The organism is Ottowia oryzae (genome assembly GCF_003008535.1).
Classification (GTDB): domain Bacteria; phylum Pseudomonadota; class Gammaproteobacteria; order Burkholderiales; family Burkholderiaceae_C; genus Ottowia; species Ottowia oryzae.
Genome location: NZ_CP027666.1, coordinates 2,123,287 through 2,142,934, shown reverse-complemented (window position 1 = coordinate 2,142,934; position 19,648 = coordinate 2,123,287). Strand labels below are relative to the sequence as shown.

Sequence of the window (19,648 nt, the reverse complement as noted above, 5' to 3'; positions counted from 1 at the left end):
GGCGTTCGTGGGGTGGGTGAGCACCAGGTGGGCGGCGGCCTTACTCGAACTCCACAATCGCCTGATCCACCGCCAGGCTGTCGCCCTTGGCAGCGCGCACTTCCTTGACCACGCCGTCGGCGCTGGCGAACAGCACGTTTTCCATCTTCATGGCTTCGATCACGGCCACGCGCTCTCCGGCCTTGACCTCTTGCCCCGGCTCAACGGCCACCTGCACCAGCAGGCCGGGCATGGGCGAGAGCACGAACTTGCTCATGTCGGGCGGCGCCTTGTAGGGCATCAGCTTGTACAGCTCGGCCGTACGCGGGTGCATCACCATCACGTCGATGCGGGTGCCGTTGTGGGTCACGCGGATGGCCAGCGGGTTCTTGCCCGCGCCGCGCACCATCTGCGCGGTGAAGGGCTGGCCGTTGACGGTGCCGGTCACGCGCGCATCGCCCAGGGCGTGCGACATCAGCAGCTCATACGTGCGCGCGCCCTTCGCTGTTTCTATGGTGATGCGGGTGGGTTCGCCCGGTGCGGTTTCGCCCACGTGGGCGGCCGCGTAGCTGTGTGCGCCCTCTTCGCCCAGCACGCAGGCCACGTAGTCGCGCCGGGGCAGGCGCTTGTAGCCTTCCCAAAACTGGCCTTGCAGGCCGCTGGCGCGGTTGCGGTAGAACATGTGCAGGTTGACGGCCAGCGCCTGCAAGAAGGCCGGGTCGTCGTGGGGCACGTCTTCGGCGCGGAAGCCGTGGGCGTAGTGCTCGGCGATGAAGCCGGTGTTGAAATCACCACTGACGAACTTGGGGTGCGCGAGCAGCGCCGCCTGGAACGGGATGTTGCTTTGCACGCCCTGGATGACGAAGCCGTTCAGCGCCTCGCGCATGCGGGCAATGGCGTCGTTACGGTCTTTGCCGTGCACGATGAGCTTGGCGATCATCGAGTCGTAGAACATCGGGATTTCGCCGCCGTCCACAACGCCCGTATCCACGCGCACGCCCACGTCGGTGGTGGCCTGGCCCTGGAACAGGTTTTGCGCGGGCGGCTCGAACCGCACCAGGCGCCCGGTGCTGGGCAGGAAGTTGCGGAACGGGTCTTCGGCGTTGATGCGGCATTCGATGGCCCAGCCTTCGCGCTTCACATCCTTTTGCTCGAATGACAGCTTTTCACCAGCGGCCACGCGGATCATCTGCTCCACCAGGTCCAGCCCGGTGATCAGCTCGGTCACCGGGTGTTCCACCTGCAGGCGGGTGTTCATCTCCAGGAAGTAGAAATCCTGGTCTTTGCCGACCACGAACTCCACCGTGCCCGCGCTTTGGTACTTCACCGCCTTGGCCAGCGCCACGGCCTGTTCGCCCATGGCCTTGCGCGTGGCGTCGCTGATGAAGGGCGACGGCGCCTCTTCAATCACCTTCTGGTGGCGGCGCTGGATGGAGCATTCGCGCTCGTTCAGGTAGATCACGTTGCCGTGGCTGTCGCCCAGCACCTGGATCTCGATGTGGCGCGGCTGCTCGACGAATTTCTCGATGAAGATGCGGTCGTCGCCGAAGCTGTTGCGCGCCTCGTTCTGGCAGGCGGTAAAGCCTTCCAGCGCCTCTTTGTCGTTGAAGGCCACGCGCAGGCCCTTGCCGCCGCCGCCCGCGCTGGCCTTGATCATCACCGGGTAGCCAATGCCCTTGGCGATATCCACGGCGGCCTCGGCAGAGGCGATCGGGTCGTTGTAGCCCGGAATGGTGTTGACCTTGGCTTCATTCGCCAGCTTTTTGGAGGCGATCTTGTCGCCCATGGCGGCAATCGAATGCGCCTTCGGGCCGATGAAGGCAATGCCTTCGTCCTCGCAGCGCTTGGCAAAGGCCTCGTTCTCGCTCAGAAAACCATAGCCGGGGTGAATCGCCTGGGCGCCAGTCTGCTTGGCGGCTTCGATGATCTTGTCGGCCAGCAGGTACGACTCGCGCGAAGGCGGCGGGCCCAGGCGCACGGCCTCGTCGGCCAGCTGCACGTGGCGCGCGTCCTTGTCGGCGTCGGAATACACCGCCACGGTGGCAATGCCCATTTTCTTGGCGGTGGCGATCACGCGGCAGGCGATTTCGCCGCGGTTGGCAATCAGAATCTTTGTAAACATGATCTTTCTTTCTCTGTACTCAGGCCGCCATGGGGCTGCAGAGTTCAATCAGGTTGCCATCGGGGGTGAGCAAATAGGCCACGGTCTGTCCCCAAGGCGTTTGGGCAGCGGGCTTGAGCAAGGTGGCGCCAGCAGCTACGGCGCGGTCTGCGGCGGCGGCCACATCGTCAGCGACGAGCGCCATCTCCTGGCCCTGGGGCAAGGCTGACGCATCGGCCGGGGCATAGCCTGCGGGCAGGTTCTCGCGCCCCAACGCATGGGACGCAAACGCGATGGTGGTTTCGCCGGTCGCCAGCTCGGCGTAGTCGCCCGTGGGCACCTGCAAGCGCACGTCGAACCCGAACGCTTTCTGCCAAAAGGCCACCGTCTTGGCCACGTCGGCCACGTAGGTGATGAAGTAACCGAACTTCATGGCCTTACAGCGGAATGTTGCCGTGCTTGCGCCACGGGTTTTCCAGCTTCTTGTCTTTCAACATGGCCAGGCTGCGGCAGATGCGCTTGCGCGTTTCGTGGGGCAGGATCACGTCGTCGATGAAGCCGCGCGCGCCAGCCACGAACGGGTTGGCGAAGCGGGCCTTGTATTCGGCTTCGCGCGCGGCCAGCTTTTCGGGGTCTTTCTTTTCTTCGCGGAAGATGATTTCCACCGCGCCCTTGGCGCCCATCACCGCGATTTCAGCGTTGGGCCAGGCCAGGTTGACGTCGCCGCGCAGGTGCTTGGAGGCCATCACGTCGTAGGCGCCGCCGTAGGCCTTGCGGGTGATGACGGTGATCTTGGGCACGGTGCATTCAGCGTAGGCGTACAGCAGTTTGGCGCCGTGCTTGATGATGCCGCCGTACTCTTGGCTGGTGCCGGGCATGAAGCCGGGCACGTCGACGAAGGTGACCACGGGGATGTTGAAGGCGTCGCAAAAGCGCACGAAGCGCGCCGCCTTGATGCTGCTCTTGATGTCCAGGCAACCGGCCAGCACCAGCGGCTGGTTGGCAACGATGCCGACCACGTTGCCGTCCATGCGGGCCATGCCGATGACGATGTTGGCGGCGTAGTCGGGCTGCAGCTCAAAGAACTCGCCGTCGTCCACCACCTTGGTGATGGCTTCCTTGATGTCGTAGGGCTGGTTGGGGTTGTCGGGCACCAGCGTGTCCAGGCTCATGTCGGCGCGGCTGGCTGGGTCCAGCGTGGGGCGCGTGGGGGCCTTTTCGCGGTTGCTGGCCGGGATGTAGTTGAAAAACCGCCGCAGCATCAGCAGCGCTTCGACGTCATTGTCAAAGGCCAGGTCGGCCACGCCGCTCTTGGTGTTGTGGGTCAGCGCGCCACCCAGCTCTTCGGCCGTGACGGTTTCGTGCGTCACGGTCTTCACCACTTCGGGGCCGGTGACGAACATGTAGCTGGTGTCCTTCACCATGAAGATGAAGTCGGTCATGGCAGGCGAATACACGGCGCCGCCCGCGCACGGGCCCATGATCATGCTGATCTGCGGGATAACGCCGCTGGCCATCACGTTGCGCTGGAACACCTCGGCGTAGCCGCCCAGGCTGGCCACGCCCTCCTGGATGCGCGCGCCGCCTGAGTCGTTCAGGCCGATCACCGGCGCACACACTTTCATGGCCTGGTCCATCAGCTTGCAGATTTTCTCGGCATGCGCTTCGGACAGGGCGCCACCGAACACGGTGAAATCCTGGCTGAACACGAACACCAGACGCCCGTTGATGGTGCCGTAGCCAATCACCACGCCATCGCCCGGGATGTGCGTCTGGTCCATGCCAAAGTCAGCACAGCGGTGCTCGACGAACATGTCCCACTCTTCAAAGCTGCCCGCGTCCAGCAACACTTCGATGCGTTCGCGCGCGGTCAGCTTGCCCTTGCCGTGCTGCGCGTCGATGCGCTTTTGCCCACCGCCCAGGCGGGCTGCGGCGCGCTTGCCTTCCAATTGCTCAAGAATCTGTTTCATGGCCTTGTGCTTCGCTTTCTCAAAAATCTGTTCAGGAAATGGGGTGTGAGGCGCCCGCCGCGCCCTGGCGCAACGTGAACCGGTGGGCGGCCGCCGCAGCGGCCTGCAGCGCGACGGTGTCGCGGCCATAGCGCCGCTGGCGCGGCAGGTGGCGCAGCCAGCCCAGGCGCCGGGCTGCATCGGCAAACTGCTGGCGCACGGGCGCGGCCTCGTGCAGCAGCCATTCGTCCAGCTGCGCGTCGATCTGCGCGGTGGACAGCGGCAGCGTCCACACGGTGCTTTGCAGGTAGGCCAGCCAGTCGCGCACCTGCGCTTCGGGCAGGCTCATCACGTCCAGCGGGTCGTCTTCGAAGTCGATGGCACCGGCCAGGGCGGGCGGGTTGGCCGAGGTGTCCACGATCAGGTTGCGCGCAAAGCCCTGGCTGAGGTACTGGCCACGGCCATGCAGGCGCACCAGCGCATCCCCGGCTTCGCGCCACAGGCGCACGGCGTGCGGGTGGCCGCCTTGCAGCAGCGTGCCCAGGTGCTCGGCGCCCAGCCACTGCATCACGAAATGATCGGGCGCGACATGCAGCACGCGCGGTACCGGGGCGCCCGCGCCGTGCAAGGCTTGCAGCCGCGCCACCTCGGTCTGTTGCGCCTTGGCGCCACCGTGCATGGGCACGGCCTGCAGCAGCGGCGCACCGATGAGGCGTGCGGCGGCGTTGAGCGCGCGGTACAGCGTGCTGGCACGCGCTGGGCGCTGGCCTTTCACCAGCACCTTGCCGGCGGCGGTGTCCATCACCTCGACGCGGTGGGCGCGCCAGCCTGGCGACTGCGCAATGCGGGCCAGATCGGCGGGTGACAGCGCGGCAACGCTCATGCGCCTTGCCCCAGATCGGCCAGGCCCGCCAGCGTGAGCAGGCGGCGCGCGGCCGTCGACGGCGGCAGTTGGCCGCGCTCTACCGCGGCCGTGGTTTCGGCCAAGGCCTGGCGCACGCCGCTGTGCTGGCGAAACGCCTGTTTCAGCCCCGCGTCGATGCGATCCCACATCCACGCCAGCGACTGTTGCTGGCGCCGCGCGGCCAGGCGCCCGTTGGCCGTTTGCAGATCGCGAAAGCGCGTGACGGCGGACCAGAAAGTGTCCAGCCCCTGGCCCTTGAGCCCGCTGATCTGGATCACCTCGGGCTGCCAGAACGTGGGTGCCTGCTGGCCCGCAGCGTTCGGTTCCTGCGAGCCGGCGCCGTGCCCGTGGCTGGCACCGAGGGCGTGCGCGCTGCGCTGCGGGTTGCCGTGCATGCCCAGCAGGCGCAGGGCCGATTGAATTTGAGCGCGCGCGCGCGTGGCGGCGGCAGGGTCGATGTCGGCCTTGTTGATGACCACCAGGTCGGCCAGCTCCATCACGCCCTTCTTGATCGCCTGCAGGTCGTCGCCCGCGTGGGGCAGTTGCAGCAGCACGAACATGTCGGTCATGCCGGCCACGGCGGTTTCGCTCTGGCCCACGCCCACGGTTTCAACCAGCACCACGTCGTAACCGGCGGCCTCGCACACCACCATGGCTTCGCGCGTTTTTTCGGCCACGCCGCCCAGGGTGCCGCTGCTGGGGCTGGGGCGGATGTAGGCGCTGTAGTGCAGTGACAGGCGTTCCATGCGCGTCTTGTCGCCCAGGATCGAGCCGCCCGAGACGGTGGACGATGGGTCGACCGCCAGCACCGCCACGCGCAGGCCCTGCTCGATCAGGTACAGGCCCAGTGCCTCGATGAAGGTGCTTTTGCCCACGCCCGGCACGCCGCTTATCCCTAAGCGCAGCGCCTGGCCGGTGTGCGGCAGCAGCGCGGTCAGCAGCTCGTCGCCCTGGGCGCGATGGTCGGGCCGGGTCGACTCCAGCAGCGTGATGGCCTTGGCCATGGCGCGCCGTTGCTGCGCCAGGGAAACCGGCGCGGTGATCTGCGCCACGCGTTCAGTCAGGCCCATGCTTGCCCATTCCGCTGGCAGCCACGGGGCTTTAGAGCCGCGCGCGCGCAGCCACGCCTGGCGGGCGATGGGCCTAGGCCGCATCCGCCCAGCGCGCAAAACCGAACCGTGGCGCCCAAGTTGCTCACCGCGATCAGGCCGATGCCTCGATGCCCTGGGCCTTCTTGATCTGCTCCAGCACATCCTTCGCGCTGGCCGGAATCGGCGTGCCCGGGCCATAGATACCCTTCACGCCCGCCTCGTACAAAAAGTCGTAGTCCTGGCGCGGAATGACGCCGCCGACGAAGACGATGATGTCGTCGCCGCCCTGCTCGCGCAGCGCCTGGATGATGGCCGGCACCAGCGTCTTGTGGCCGGCGGCCAGGGTGCTGACGCCCACGGCGTGCACGTCGTTCTCGATCGCCTGGCGCGCGCATTCCTCGGGCGTCTGGAACAGGCTGCCGATGTCCACGTCGAAGCCCAGGTCGGCAAACGCGGTGGCCACCACCTTGGCGCCGCGGTCGTGCCCGTCCTGGCCCAGCTTGGCGATCATCACGCGCGGGCGGCGCCCCTCGTCCTCGGCAAACTGGGCGATTTCGCCCTTCAGCTTGTCCCAGCCTTCGGCGCTGTCGTAGGCGGCGGCGTAAACGCCAGTCACCTTCTGCGTATCGGCGCGGTGGCGCCCAAAGGCTTTTTCCATGGCATCGCTCACTTCGCCCACCGTGGCGCGGGCGCGGATGGCGTCGACAGCGGCGGCCAACAGGTTGCCCGGCGCCCCTTCTGCTATTTTTGTGATAGCTGTCAACGCTTGCTGCACCTGCGCTGAGTCGCGTTTTTGCTTGATATCGTTCAGGCGCGCGATCTGGGCGTCGCGCACCTTCACGTTGTCTACCTCCAGGATCTCCACCGGGTCTTCGTTCTTCAACTTGTACTTGTTGACGCCGACGATCACGTCCTTGCCCGAATCGATGCGCGCCTGCTTCTCGGCCGCCGCGGCTTCGATCTTGAGCTTGGCCCAGCCGCTGTCCACGGCCTGGGTCATGCCGCCCATGGCTTCGACTTCTTCGATGATCGTCCAGGCGGCGTCGGCCATGTCCTGCGTCAGCTTTTCCATCATGTAGCTGCCGGCCCACGGGTCCACCACGTTGGTGATGTGCGTCTCTTCCTGAATGATCAGCTGCGTGTTGCGCGCAATGCGGGCGCTGAATTCGGTGGGCAGTGCGATGGCTTCGTCCAGCGCGTTGGTGTGCAGGCTTTGCGTGCCGCCAAAGACGGCCGCCATGGCCTCGATGGTGGTGCGCACCACGTTGTTGTACGGGTCTTGCTCGGTCAGGCTCCAGCCGCTGGTCTGGCTGTGCGTGCGCAGCATCAGGCTCTTGGGGTTCTTGGGCTCGAACTCTTTCATGATGCGGCACCACAGCAGGCGCGCGGCGCGCATCTTGGCGATTTCCAGATAGAAGTTCATGCCGATCGCCCAGAAGAACGACAGGCGGCCGGCGAAGGCGTCCACGTCCATGCCCTTGGCCAGCGCGGTCTTCACGTATTCCTTGCCGTCGGCCAGGGTGAAGGCCATCTCCAGCGCCTGGTTGGCACCCGCTTCCTGCATGTGATAGCCGCTGATGCTGATCGAGTTGAACTTGGGCATGTGCTGCGCCGTGTACTCGATGATGTCGCCGATGATGCGCATCGACGGCTCGGGCGGGTAGATGTAGGTGTTGCGGACCATGAACTCCTTGAGGATGTCGTTCTGGATGGTCCCGGCCAGCTGCGCCTGCGGCACGCCCTGCTCTTCGGCCGCCACGATGTAGCCCGCCAGAATGGGCAGCACGGCGCCGTTCATGGTCATCGACACGCTGACCTTGTCCAGCGGAATGCCGTCGAACAGGATCTTCATGTCCTCCACGCTGTCGATGGCCACGCCGGCCTTGCCCACGTCGCCCGTCACGCGCGGGTGGTCGCTGTCGTAGCCGCGGTGCGTGGCCAGGTCGAACGCCACGCTGACGCCCTGCCCGCCTGCCGCCAGCGCCTTGCGGTAGAAGGCGTTGGATTCCTCGGCGGTGGAAAAGCCCGCGTATTGGCGAATCGTCCACGGACGCACGGCGTACATGGTGGCCTGCGGGCCGCGGATGTAGGGCTCAAAGCCTGGCAGCGTGTTGGCGTAAGGCAGGTCTTGCGTGTCGGCCGCGGTGTACAGCGGCTTGACCGTGATGCCGTCGGGCGTCACCCAGTTGAGCGCGTTCACATCGCCGCCGGGCGCCGACTTCTGCGCGGCTTTGTCCCAATCGGCCAGGGTGGCGGGCCGGAAAGAAGGGTGCTCTTGGCTCATGGTGTTCGGTCTTTCTGACAATGCTGCGGAACAAGGCCCATCGGCGCCGCCAGCCTGCGGTGCACCCATTGTGCGCCGCCTGCTTCTTACGGGGCGTGACAGCGGCGCCATGCCCCGATGCCTGCGCGGCCACCGCATTCACCGCCCGCACCGTATCGGGTGGGCGCATGGAGGACGTAGCAGCCCTGCGCACGACACCGCTCGGCGTGGCACCTCGGACAACGGGTCGGCCGGAATCGACAAAGCCTTGAAATCTCTGCCGTAATTATTAATTCAAAATCACGCTTGAGACTTACAATCGCGCAAATATTTCAGCCGAACGCATGGATACCGCCGCCCCGCTTGCGCCCCGCCCCCTCTATGAAGAGGTGGCCGAGCGCCTGCGCCAGCGCATCTACAGCCGCGAGCTGGCGCCCGGCGATTGGGTGGACGAACTCAAGATCGCCGAGCAGCTGGGCATCAGCCGCACGCCGCTGCGCGAGGCGCTCAAGGTGCTGGCCGCCGAAGGCCTGGTCACGATGAAGCTGCGCCGCGGCGCCTACGTGACCGAGGTTTCAGAGCGCGACCTGGCCGACGTCTACCACCTGCTGGCCTTGCTGGAAAGCGATGCCGTGGCGGTGGTGGCAGAGCGTGCGTCGCCCGATCAAGTCGCCGCGCTGCAGGCGCTGCACACCGAGCTGGAGGCGGCCGCCCGCCCTGGCCAGGTGAACCGCGAGCGGTTCTTTGCCATCAACGAACGGTTTCACATGCAGGTGCTGGCGATCGCCGACAACCGTTGGCGCGACCAGGTGGTGGCGGATTTGCGCAAGGTGATGAAGCTGCACCGCCACAACTCGCTGCTCAAGCAGGGGCGCATCGACGAATCTCTGGCGGAACACCGCGCCGTGATGGCCGCCATCGCCGCGCGCGACCCGCAGGCCGCCAGGGCGCAGATGCAGGCGCATTTCGACAACGGGCTGGAAGCGGCGGCCTGAGCGGCGCTGCCCGGCGTTGTGACAACGCCGATACTCCTGAATAGATAGCTGCTGGCGCTGGCTGCGCGGGCGCTAGCGGTCTATTTCTCTGATATGGATGGCCCCGCGAACCCAGTGCTGTAACCCACTGCTGGAACGTGCGGCGCGATGGCGCGTCATCCCACGGCGCCTTAAAAGAAAGCTGGCCCGCACGGCACTGCGCTGGCCGGCGGGGTGCTGAACAAGCGCGATCGACGGCGCGGTTACAGCCCCAGCAAACGCGCCAGCCAGCCCTTGCGGCGCCCGCGCTCTTCACGCAGCTGCGCGATCACTTCGGCCTTGAGCTTGTCGCGCTCGGCGATGCCGTTGTTGGCCGACATGCGCTGGTAGGCCTTCACCGAATCGATGTAGCCATCGTCTTCGTTGCGGATGTGGTTGAACAGCCAGCGCGACAGCATGCCGTGCAGCTCTACGGCCACGTCCTCGCCCGCCTCAAAGCGGGTTTGCATCTCGGCCACCTTGCGGGTGAACAGCTCGTGCACCTTCTTGTGCGGGCCCGAGAACATGTAGCGTTCTCGATCAGCGCCTCTTCGAAGGCAAAGTGCGACATGGTGTAGTCCACCATTTCGGCGATCACGTCGGACAGGCCCTGGCGGTCGTGGGATTCGCGCAGGTCGCGCAGCTTGTTGATGTAATCCACGATGCGACGGTGCTGCGTGTCGATCTCTGCGATGCCGGTGTCCAGTTCGGGCACCCAGTGCAGATACTCCATTGGAAACCTCTGTAGTCAAAAGTTATCAGCGTCGTGCGAGTATCGTGGGCCATGGCCAAGCCGGTCTTGAGCGAAGTCAAAGATGTAAGTAAAGCGCACATTGCGTGTTCATGCGCTTCCACTACCATCTCACGGCGCTGAAGTTACTACACTATTGGTAGCTGCCAGCGCTTGTCTGACCAGCGCCAACCTCGATTTTCATGCCCCATCTTTCTGACCCCAACACGCAAGCCATGCGCCGGCTGCTGACCCTGGGCCCTGCCCTGGCCGCCGCGCTTTCTGCCGCCCTGCCGCGCCAGGCGTGGGCGCAATCGGGCGTGGCGTGGCCGCGCGATTCGGCCGTGCCGGGCGGTGTGGCGCACGTGCCGCTGGGCCCCGCTGGCCAGCGCCCGCAGGCCTTCGCCGACGCGGCGCCGCTGCTGGTGCTGGGCGACCCATCGGGCTGGACGGCGCTGGTGGGCATTCCGCTGTCGGCCGAGCCCGGCACGGCGCGCATCCGCGTGCGCAGCGAAGGCAGTGAGGGCGGCGAGCGCGAAATGGCCTACACCGTGCGCGCCAAGCGCTATACCGAGCAACACCTGAAAGTGTCGCCGCGCACGGTGGATCTGTCGCCCGAAGACCTGGCGCGCCATGAGCGCGAACGCGCCCACCAACAGGCTGTCATCGCCACCTTCAGCGCGCCCCCGTCGGTGCCGCTGCAAATGCGCCAGCCGACGCCGGGGCGCCGGTCCAGCTCGTTCGGGCTGCGGCGCTTCTTCAACGGCCAGCCGCGCAGCCCCCACAGCGGCATGGACATCGCCGCCGCCACAGGCACGCCGGTGATCGCGCCCATGCCCTCCACGGTGCTGGACACCGGCAACTACTTTTTCAACGGCAACACGGTCTGGCTGGACCACGGCGGCGGCCTGCTGTCGATGATGTGCCACCTGAGCCGCATCGACGTGAAGGTGGGCGACCGCCTGGCGCCGGGCGAGCGCGTAGGCGCCGTGGGCGCCACCGGCCGCGTGACCGGCCCGCACCTGCACTGGACGGTGAGCCTGAACCGCGCCTCGGTAGACCCAGCCTTGTTCCTCGACGCATAAAGCCCCAGCGTGGCGCCGCCGCCGCACCGGCGCGGCCCGCCCCATCGCCCAACGCGCGAACGCGTTGACACCCCGCCCCACCCCTGACAGCATCGCCGCCATGCACACCGCCCACCGCCGCCCCACCGCCCGATCTTCGCGCCACGCTGCCTGGGCAGCCGGGGTCGCGCTGGCATGCGCCGCCGTGCTGGGCGGCTGCACCACTGCGCCGCCACCCACCAAGCCAGCGGCCCATGCCGCCCCCGCCAGCGCGGCGGACAGCCTGGGCATCGCCTTCGTGCGCGTGCCCGCGGGCGAATTTCTGATGGGCAGCGACGAATCGCCCGCCACCCTGGCCAAAGCCTTCCCGCACGCCGACGCCAAGCGCCTGGTCGACTTCAAGGACGAAGCGCCCGTGCACCGCGTGCGGTTGACGCACGACATCTGGATGGGCGCCACCGAGGTGACCGTGGGCCAGTTTCGCGAATTTCTGCGCCTGTCGGGCTACGTACCCGAATCGGTGCGCGACGGCACCGGCGCCTACGGCTTCAACCCCGACTACAGCCCGCCCAACAACCAGCGCGCCGACCTGTTCGACGGGCGCGACCCGCGCTATTCGTGGGACAACCCCGGCTTTCCGCAAACCGACCGTCACCCGGTGGTCAACGTCACCTGGAACGACGCCGTGGCCATGGCGCGCTGGCTGAGCGAGCGCGAAGGTGTGGTCTACCGCCTGCCGACCGAGGCCGAGTGGGAATACGCCGCCCGCGCGGGCAGCCGCACGCGCTTTCCCGCCGGCGACGACCCATCGGTGCTTTTGACCACCGCCAATACGTTCGACAGCGAAACCGCCCTGCGCTGGCCGCGCTGGCGCGAGCAGGCGGGCGCGGGCAGCGACGGCTTTGCCTTCACGGCGCCGGTCGGCAGCTTCAAGCCCAACGCCTTCGGCCTGTACGACATGATCGGCAATGCCTGGGAATGGTGCTCGGACTGGTACGACGAGAACTACTACGCGCAGTCGCCCGCCGAAGACCCGAAGGGCCCGGCCGAAGGCACCGTGCGGGTGCGGCGCGGCGGGTCTTGGCACAGCTGGCCGCTGTACGCGCGCAGCGCCTTCCGCAACTGGAACACGCCCTCCACCCGCTATGTGCTGGTGGGCTTTCGCCTGGTGCGTGAAGCGGCGGTGGCGCCGCGCCCCTGACCCAGCGCCCATGGGCGCGGGCGCGCGGCCTCAAGCAAGACGAGCAGCGCGCGCCGCGCGGCCCGCATCAACCAAGCAGGCCCGCGTGGCCTGCCCTCAGCCCGCCAGCACTTGCAGCAGCCAGCGCTGCAGATCGGCCACCTCTTCCATGCAGACCGAGTGGCCCATGGGGTAGCTGTGCCATTGCACCGCGTAGCCCAGAGATTGCAGCGCATCGCGCGTTGCCTCGGCCCGTGGCAGCACCACCACTTCATCCTGCGTGCCGTGCCCCAACCAGATCGGCACATCGGCATTGGCCGCGCTGCGCTCGTCGGCCAAGGTTTTGGCCAGCGGCAAATAACCTGACATGCCGGCGATGCCCGCCAGCCGCTGGGGGTAACGCAGCCCCGTCAACAAGGCCATCGCACAGCCTTGCGAGAAACCCGCAAGCACCGTGCGGGCAGCAGGCACGCCGCGCGCCTGCTCGCGCGCCAGCAAACGGTCGACCAGCGCCTGCGACCGGCGCAGGCCCGCTTCATCCTCGTTGCTGCGGTCTACCCGGATGTCGTACCACGCGGGCATGCTGTAGCCCCCGTTGATCGTGATCGGCATGGCCGGAGCGTGGGGAAACACCCAGCGCACGGGGCCGACGGAGCGCAGGTCGATCTCCTGCGCAAACGGCTCGAAGTCGTGCCCGCTGGCGCCCAGGCCATGCAGCACGATGACGCTGGCGCGCGCATCGGGCCCGGTTTCAATCTCGATGGTTTCAGGCAACTCGTTCATGGCGGCATGTTAGCGCTTGGCACGCCGGCGAACACACCATGGGTGTTTTGGCCTTCCAGCGCTTGCAGGATCAGCGCTGGCAGCTCGCATTTTAATAGCGATCGGCATCATGCCACGCAGCGTGCCACCCGCTGGCCGCGCCCACATGGCAAGCCGCCAATTCAGCGGGAGCCGAGCGAGGCAGCTCCGAAGCCAGCCGCTGCCACCGCAGCGGGCCGCATTCAATCGGTGGTGAGGGGCTCGTCCTGCTGCGACGGCTTGGCGTCGGACAGGTTGCGCAGCGCTTTGTCGACCACGGCCGCGGCGTCGACCGGGCGCAGATGGCGTGCGCGAATGAGCTTTTCGCAGGTGCGCCGCGTCATGCTGTGCGGGCGGCCGCCCCGGCTGACGAACATGAAGAGCGAGCCGTTCTCGCTGCTCCAGACCAGCTGGGCGCGGCGCCATTGGTCGCGCACGCGCAGATCCACCCAGTCGCCCGTGCGCAGCCGCTCCAGCATCGAGCGCTGGTGGGCCAGCTCGGCTTCTTCGTCGTAGTGCGCGGCTGGTGCGTGCCCGCCTTTCAGCGCACGCAGGGCCTCGTCGAGCGAAGGCACGCCGGCCGCCGTGGCCTCGCTGTCGTTCATTCCCGGCATCAGCGTGGCGCCAGGGTCCACCCCGTCCAGCGCCATGATGGTCGTCATGCCGAAGCCCTCGGCCGGCGTCAGCGGCGCGGGGGCCGTGCGGTGCGCGGCGTCTGCCTCGTCCTCGAAGCCCGCGGCCACCAGTTCGTGGCGGCCCAGCCAAGGCTGGTCGGCCGCGCGAGGCGTGGGCCGCTCCAGCGGCGCCTGTTCGCTATCGGCCTCCAGCGGCAGCATGAACGAATCGGTTTCGAGGCGTGCCAAGCCGGTGGCCTCGGCGTCTTGCGCGCTGCGCATTCGGCGCAGGCGCAACACCGGGTCGTGGTAGCGCATCAGGGCGGCAAAGAAGGCCTCGGTTTCCTGCGGCTCCTTGCCCAGCATGGCCAGGCCGCGGCGCAGCGTCTGCAGCACACCCGGAATCACCTCGAACAGGCGCCGTGGCTCCTTGAGCACCGCATTGCGCTTGACGCTCCACAGCAGATCGGTGACCACGGCCAGGTACCCGCCCGGATCCAGCTGGCCGCGCTTGTCGGTCAGCTGCGCGTGGGCGATGACGAGTGACCAATCCTTGAAGAGGAAGTCGGACACCACCGCAGGCACGCGATCCAGGTCCGAGCGCAGGCTGAAATCCCAGGCGATCTTGTCGGCCAGGGCCTGCCGCTCTTCCGCAAAGTGCATGGAGCGCAGACCAGCGTCCTTGCCCTCTTTTTCGCCCTGATCTTCTTCCTGCCAGCGCGCCTCGAGCTGCTGCAGGCGCTGGGCGAAGGCGGCCGGCTCGGCGTCTTCCTGGTCGTTGAGCTCGCGCACCGCCTCGCGCACCGGCGCCATGAACTGCTCGAACTCGTCGGCGTATTCGTCGTTGTACTTGAAGCTGCGCTGCGCCACGCCTTCCATCAGGCGGCGCGCGGGATGGTGGTCGTCCCCGAAAAAGCGCGGGTCCTTCATGGCCAGGCGCAGCAGGGCCGGCTCCATGGCGACGAAGGCTTCTCGCACGGGCGCCATCACGCGCTCATCGCCCGCCACCTGGCTGACCAGGGTGCGCACCGCGTCCAGGCCCAGGGCCTGACTGATCTTGGTCGCCTGGGCCTTCAGCTCCATCAATGTGCGCGTGCGCGCTTCCGCTGTCGCGGCTTCGCCCCATTGCTGCGGCTGCAGAGGGGTGCTGACATCCACCGCCCGCGCTGGGCGATCCACGACGGCCAGCGCCTGGTCGCGCAGGCGGCGGCGCGCCAGTTCGCCGCTGTCAAAGACGGGGGCCTGAGTGCTGGCGCGAATCGCTACCGCCAGCTGGGCCGTGGCTTCTTCGTAATAGGCAGGCGGCAGCGGCTCGTCGTTTTCGGCAATCCATTGCGCGCGGTACAGAAAATCGCGGATCAGCCCCTGCGGCACCATCGGCTTGGCCTGGGCCAGGTCCGACATGCTGGGAAACAGCCCCCGGCGCTCACGCACCAGGTCGGCGTCGTCGGGCATGCTGTCGTCGGTCGGACCTTGGCCGCCAGCACCACCGGGGCCGCCGCCCGTGCCGTTGCCACCGCCACCGCCGTCAGCGGCCTTGGGTGGCGCGATGAGGACTTCGGTGAGCTTGAGCCGGTAGCGGGCTTCCTCCACGCCCTGCGCTTCGAGCAGCGAGACGATGGATTCATACAGCCGGCGCATTTCCTCGGCGAATGGCCGGGCCAATGCGCGCAGCCAATGGCCGCGCACTTGCGCCGTTTCGTTGAAGGATTCGAGCAGGTCGATCAGTGCACCGCAAAGAATGTCCGGGCGCAGCGGGTTCAAATCTGCCCTGACCACGGGCAGCCCCATGGCCGAACTCATCAGCGAATCCAGGCGGGCGAGCACTTGGTCGACGATCGGCATGGCCGTCTGCTGAAGGCGCGACGCCTCCACGAACCGGGCAACCTCGGCGTCTTCCAGCAGCGAAAAGGAAGACTCGTCGCCAAACACCCGGGCGATCCGGTCGGCGCGCGCAGCGTCGGTATCCGACTCGGCCGTGCGGGCGTTGTGCAACGCTGTGCCGATGGCGTCATCCAGCTTGGCGGCGTAGCCCGTGCGGATCGCCGCGCGGTGCTTGTTCAACGCCATGGAGGCATCGCTCAACTCGAATCGCGTGGCAATCGACTTGGTTTTGCGCTCTGCTTCCTGCAGGTAGCCACCCGCCGCGACCATGCAGCGCTCGATCATGGAGGCGGACAGGAACACGGCCTCCTGGCGGCTTCGCTTGATCAATGGGCTATTGGTGCTGACGGCTTGCATGTTCTAAAAAATGTACCGCACGCCCGCTGGGCTGGCATGACGCCGGCGGCGGATGTCTCGATTCGTAACTCTAAACGCAGTTGTCGGGATGCCACGTCCCGACAAAGCCAAATATGAGGCCCATTTAATGCTGGATCGCGAAATAGTGCAGGATCAAGGACGAAGGGTATCCGGCGATATATCGAAGACCGGATCTACCGGCACCTGCAGCGCGGTGGCCAGGTGGTTGGTTTTGCCCGCCAGTCCGATCACGGCCAGCAGATCGGCGTGCTGCGCCTCGGTCATGCCCTTGGCGCGTGCGGCGGCGGTGTGCGAATGCACGCAGTAGCTGCAGCCGTTGGCTACCGAAACAGCGATATAGATCAGCTCCTTGGTGAGCGGGTCCAGCGCAGACGGCGCGACCATGGTGCGCTTGGCCTCGGCCCAGGTGGATTCGAGCAGCGCAGGGTCGAAAGCCAGATGGCGCCAGAAGGCGTTGATGAAGTCTGAACCGCGGGTGCGGCGGATGTCGTCGAACACCGCCTGCACGCGGCTGCTCTGGGTTTCGTCGGTGGTGGCGGGTGTGGTGGCCATGGGGAAATCCTTGGGTTGCTAGGGTCAGCGTGCGGGCGGGCGTGGCTGGCAGGTCGACGGAACTATATTTTTCATAGCGTCCAGCGCAAGCCGCATGAGCGCCAGAGCCCGATTTGATCTAAATCTTCAATCGCTGATCGGCCGCGTCAGGTACACCGCCTCGCGCCCGACAATGGGCACGCGCGCAGGCATCAGCACGGTGCAGCGGTCGCAGGGCGCGCGGATCTCGCCCGCGTCACCATCGGTGGCGATCAGCTCGCCTTCGTCAAAGGTCTCGAAACCGCGCAGCGGGCGCACGAACTGGAAGGCCGGCGTGTGCACCATGCAGGTCTGCAGCAGGGCAAACCGCCTTTGCGCTGCGGCTGGCTGGGCGGGCTCGGCGCGGTCGATCAGGCCAAAGTGCGCCAAAAAGTCCTGCGCCGTGGCGGTGGCCACCTCAGCCGAAGCGCGCAGGAAGTGCTGGCCGCATTCCACCACCAGCGCCACCCCGGCATGGCTGTCGGCCACGCCGTGGCGCCCATGCTGGATCAGCGGCGTGCCGCTGCCCAGCCCGCTGGGCATGACCAGGTGCGTGGTGACGCGCCCCTGCGCGCCCATCGCCAGCGCGGCCTGGCCGTTGCGGGCAAAGTCGGGGTACACCCAGAAGGGTACCACGTCCTGGCTGGTGGAATGGATGTCGAGGATGTGGTCGGCCACCGCCACCACCGGCCGCAGCGCACGGGCGCGGCGCAGCTCGGGGCTGTCTTGCGGGCCGTCTAGCCATTCGTCCGACCAGATGCGGTTCAGGTTGTGCACCAGCTGGCGGTTGGCGAAAGGGTCGTCCGCGCGAAACGCCTCGTACGCCTCGACATGGGCAAAGCTGATGGTCAGCGTGCCGATGAGCGGCCGCACGCCGCTGTCGAGCAAGTGCGTGGCGGCCACCATGCCGCAGATTTCGTTGCCGTGCGTCAGCGCATTGATGAGCACGTGCGGCCCGGGGCGGCCCGAATCGAAGCGGTGCACGTAGTCGATACCGGTGTTGCCCTTGCGGTAGGCCGACAGGTCGCGGGGCAGCACTTCCAAAAGCGGGGCGGGCGTGGGCTGGGTCATCTGGGGACGAATAAGTGCAGGTTAGAAGCCAATGCCGCATCTTATCGACGCAGTGGCTGGCCGCACGCCGGAAGTGAAAGACGCCCACAACGGCCAAAGCCCGCGCCCAGCGCGCCGATGGCGGTGCGGCTAAGCTGGCGCCATGCCCATGTCACGACCTGCCACTGTCCACCCTGTCGAGCTTGCCCAGGCGTACCGCCTGATCAACACGGGCGCATCGGTTTTCATCACCTCCGCCCACGGCGCCCAGCGCGACGTGATGGCCTGCGCCTGGAACATGGCGCTGGACTTTTCCCCAGCCAAACTCGCCGTGTGCATCGACAAGCACACCTTCACCCGCCAGTTGGTCGATTCCAGCGGCGAATTCGCCCTGTGCGTGCCCCGCGCGGCGCAGGCCGACTTGCTGACCACCGTCGGCTCGACCAGCGCGCGCGACACCGCGCGGCACGACAAGTTCAGCGCCTACGGCATCGACTATTTCGCCGGCACGCACGTGGCCGCGCCGCTGGTGGCCGACTGCATCGGCTGGCTGGAATGCAAGGTGATCGCCACGCCCGCCGTGCAAGAAGCGCACGACCTTTTCATCGCCGAAGCCGTGGCCGCGTGGGCCGATGAGCGCGCCTTCGCCCACGGCAAATACCTGCCGCTGGGCGACACGCCGCCCACTTGGCGCACGCTGCACCACTTGGGCGCGGGCAACTTCCTGGTGCCGGGCGAGCAGCTCAAGGCCAAGACGCTGGCCAGCCTGGTGCCGCAACCCGCCTGAGGCGCGGCGCCGGCTCTGCCAGAACCGCTCTGCGCCCTTCGCCTACCCGCCTGCGTGCCACCTGACGACACGCGCAGCCATCCCATTCGTTCCAGAATCAAGCCATGAGCAAACCCCTTCGCGACATCGCCTTCTCCATGCTGGATCTCGTGCCCGTGCGCGAGGGCCGCAGCGTGGCCGACGCCTTGGCCGTTTCGCTGCAGACCGCGCAGCACGCCGAGCGGCTGGGCTTCACCCGCTATTGGCTGGCCGAGCACCACAACATGGCCTCGATCGCCTCGTCGGCCACGGCGGTGCTGATCGGCCACGTGGCCGGTGGCACCCAGCGCATCCGCGTCGGCTCTGGCGGCGTGATGCTGCCCAACCACCCGCCTCTGGTGGTGGCCGAGGCCTTCGGCACGCTGGCCGAGCTGTACCCGGGCCGCATCGACTTGGGCCTGGGCCGTGCGCCAGGCACCGACCCGATGACCATGCGCGCCCTGCGCCGCGACCGCGTGGAAACCGTGGACGACTTCCCGCGTGAAGTCAGCGAGCTGCAGCACCTGCTGGGCGACGTGCAGCCCGGCCAGAAGCTGATCGCCAACCCCGGCGCGGGCACGCACGTGCCCATCTGGCTGCTGGGCTCCAGCCTGTTTTCGGCGCAACTGGCGGCCGAGCGCGGCCTGCCCTACGCGTTTGCGTCGCACTTTGCGCCCGCCATGCTGCTGCAGGCCATCGACATGTACCGGCGACACTTCAAGCCGTCGCCCACGCTGGCCAAGCCCTACGTGATGATTGGCGTGCCGCTGATCGCCGCACCCACCGACGACGAAGCGCAGTACCTGGCCAGCAGCATCTTCCAGCGCGTGCTGGGCATCCTGCGCGGCACGCGCGGCGTGCTGATGCCGCCGCAGCCCGACTTCCTGCAGCAGCTGAACGCGCAGGAAAAGGCCGCCATCGCCGACTTCCTCGCCTGCGCGGTGATCGGCTCGCCCGCCACCGTGCGCCGAGGCTTGCAGGCGCTGGCCCATCAGACTGGCTGCGACGAAATGATGTTCACCTGCGACGTGTACGACCCGGCGCTGCGGCTGCGCTCGCTGGACATCGCGGCGCAGGTGCGGCAAGACAGCGCTGCTGCAGGCGCGGGCTGATCGGCGGGCTCGCAAGCCGCACGAAGAATGGCGCAGCCGCTTCGCACCGCCATGGCATGGCGAGCCGCTCGCGTACGGTATTGAGCAGCGGCGGCTTGCACGGCGCAACGCACTTCGCTGACGCTTAGGCCACTGCCTTCGACAACAGAATTACTACACT

17 protein-coding genes are annotated in these 19,648 nt (G+C 67.2%); 5 read left to right on the top strand and 12 right to left on the bottom strand.

Annotation, left to right across the window (positions count from 1 at the left end; translation table 11 throughout):
* Positions 1 to 40: 40 nt before the first annotated feature.
* The 6 genes from accC to scpA form a co-directional block, all read right to left on the bottom strand.
* Positions 41 to 2,101 carry an acetyl-CoA carboxylase biotin carboxylase subunit gene (accC, locus tag C6570_RS09935; RefSeq protein WP_106703058.1) on the bottom strand — a complete coding sequence of 687 codons (2,061 nt, stop codon included), beginning with the start codon at positions 2,099 to 2,101 and terminating at the stop codon, positions 41 to 43.
* A gap of 19 nt (positions 2,102 to 2,120) precedes the next feature.
* Positions 2,121 to 2,513, bottom strand: coding sequence for a VOC family protein (locus C6570_RS09930; RefSeq protein ID WP_106703057.1), 393 nt, complete (start codon positions 2,511 to 2,513; stop codon positions 2,121 to 2,123).
* Positions 2,514 to 2,517: 4 nt separating this feature from the next.
* Positions 2,518 to 4,050 carry an acyl-CoA carboxylase subunit beta gene (locus C6570_RS09925; protein ID WP_106703056.1) on the bottom strand — a complete coding sequence of 511 codons (1,533 nt, stop codon included), beginning with the start codon at positions 4,048 to 4,050 and terminating at the stop codon, positions 2,518 to 2,520.
* 31 nt (positions 4,051 to 4,081) lie between these two features.
* Entirely contained in the window at positions 4,082 to 4,912 is an 831-nt protein-coding gene (locus C6570_RS09920) for a BUD32 family EKC/KEOPS complex subunit (RefSeq protein ID WP_106703055.1), read from the bottom strand.
* Positions 4,909 to 6,003, bottom strand: a complete 1,095-nt coding sequence (gene meaB / locus C6570_RS09915; RefSeq protein ID WP_106703054.1) for a methylmalonyl Co-A mutase-associated GTPase MeaB — start codon at positions 6,001 to 6,003, stop codon at positions 4,909 to 4,911. Before meaB ends, C6570_RS09920 begins: the two co-directional genes overlap by 4 nt.
* 133 nt (positions 6,004 to 6,136) lie before the next feature.
* Positions 6,137 to 8,308, bottom strand: coding sequence for a methylmalonyl-CoA mutase (gene scpA / locus C6570_RS09910; RefSeq protein ID WP_106703053.1), 2,172 nt, complete (start codon positions 8,306 to 8,308; stop codon positions 6,137 to 6,139).
* Between the two features lie 323 nt (positions 8,309 to 8,631).
* On the opposite strand from scpA, the gene C6570_RS09905 reads away from it, so the two are divergent.
* Positions 8,632 to 9,282: a GntR family transcriptional regulator gene (locus C6570_RS09905; protein ID WP_106703052.1), complete on the top strand. Its 651-nt coding sequence runs from the start codon at positions 8,632 to 8,634 to the stop codon at positions 9,280 to 9,282.
* A gap of 242 nt (positions 9,283 to 9,524) precedes the next feature.
* Here the strand turns inward: C6570_RS09905 and C6570_RS18410 are convergent, their stop codons facing one another.
* Both C6570_RS18410 and C6570_RS18405 read right to left on the bottom strand, forming a co-directional pair.
* Positions 9,525 to 9,827: a hemerythrin domain-containing protein gene (locus tag C6570_RS18410; protein ID WP_245896525.1), complete on the bottom strand. Its 303-nt coding sequence runs from the start codon at positions 9,825 to 9,827 to the stop codon at positions 9,525 to 9,527.
* Positions 9,731 to 10,033 carry a hemerythrin domain-containing protein gene (locus tag C6570_RS18405; protein WP_245896155.1) on the bottom strand — a complete coding sequence of 101 codons (303 nt, stop codon included), beginning with the start codon at positions 10,031 to 10,033 and terminating at the stop codon, positions 9,731 to 9,733. The genes C6570_RS18410 and C6570_RS18405 overlap by 97 nt, the downstream gene beginning before the upstream one ends.
* A 200-nt stretch (positions 10,034 to 10,233) precedes the next feature.
* On the opposite strand from C6570_RS18405, the gene C6570_RS09895 reads away from it, so the two are divergent.
* Positions 10,234 to 11,115 carry a M23 family metallopeptidase gene (locus C6570_RS09895; RefSeq protein WP_106703051.1) on the top strand — a complete coding sequence of 294 codons (882 nt, stop codon included), beginning with the start codon at positions 10,234 to 10,236 and terminating at the stop codon, positions 11,113 to 11,115.
* A gap of 100 nt (positions 11,116 to 11,215) precedes the next feature.
* The gene (locus tag C6570_RS09890; RefSeq protein WP_106703050.1) at positions 11,216 to 12,295 is read left to right on the top strand and encodes a formylglycine-generating enzyme family protein; all 1,080 of its coding nucleotides are present in this window, start codon (positions 11,216 to 11,218) and stop codon (positions 12,293 to 12,295) included.
* A gap of 96 nt (positions 12,296 to 12,391) precedes the next feature.
* Here C6570_RS09890 and C6570_RS09885 read toward each other — a convergent pair whose 3' ends face one another.
* The 4 genes from C6570_RS09885 to C6570_RS09870 all read right to left on the bottom strand — a co-directional run bounded on the left by C6570_RS09885 (position 12,392) and on the right by C6570_RS09870 (position 17,592).
* On the bottom strand, positions 12,392 to 13,057 hold the full coding sequence (locus C6570_RS09885) for an alpha/beta hydrolase (protein ID WP_106703049.1): 666 nt from the start codon (positions 13,055 to 13,057) through the stop codon (positions 12,392 to 12,394).
* A 221-nt stretch (positions 13,058 to 13,278) separates the two neighbouring features.
* Positions 13,279 to 15,903 (bottom strand): DUF1631 family protein, encoded by a 2,625-nt coding sequence (locus C6570_RS09880; protein WP_164675522.1) that lies wholly within the window; start codon positions 15,901 to 15,903, stop codon positions 13,279 to 13,281.
* Positions 15,904 to 16,083: 180 nt separating this feature from the next.
* A complete protein-coding gene (locus C6570_RS09875) occupies positions 16,084 to 16,503 on the bottom strand; it encodes a carboxymuconolactone decarboxylase family protein (protein ID WP_106703047.1) in 420 nt (139 codons plus the stop codon).
* Between the two features lie 126 nt (positions 16,504 to 16,629).
* Positions 16,630 to 17,592, bottom strand: coding sequence for a M14 family metallopeptidase (locus C6570_RS09870; protein WP_106703046.1), 963 nt, complete (start codon positions 17,590 to 17,592; stop codon positions 16,630 to 16,632).
* Positions 17,593 to 17,740: 148 nt separating this feature from the next.
* Here C6570_RS09870 and C6570_RS09865 point away from each other — a divergent pair, with 148 nt between their 5' ends.
* Complete coding sequence (locus C6570_RS09865; RefSeq protein WP_106704631.1) at positions 17,741 to 18,358, top strand: flavin reductase family protein; 618 nt, start codon at positions 17,741 to 17,743, stop codon at positions 18,356 to 18,358.
* A gap of 104 nt (positions 18,359 to 18,462) precedes the next feature.
* A complete protein-coding gene (locus C6570_RS09860; protein WP_106703045.1) occupies positions 18,463 to 19,488 on the top strand; it encodes an LLM class flavin-dependent oxidoreductase in 1,026 nt (341 codons plus the stop codon).
* The last annotated feature ends 160 nt before the right edge of the window (positions 19,489 to 19,648 follow it).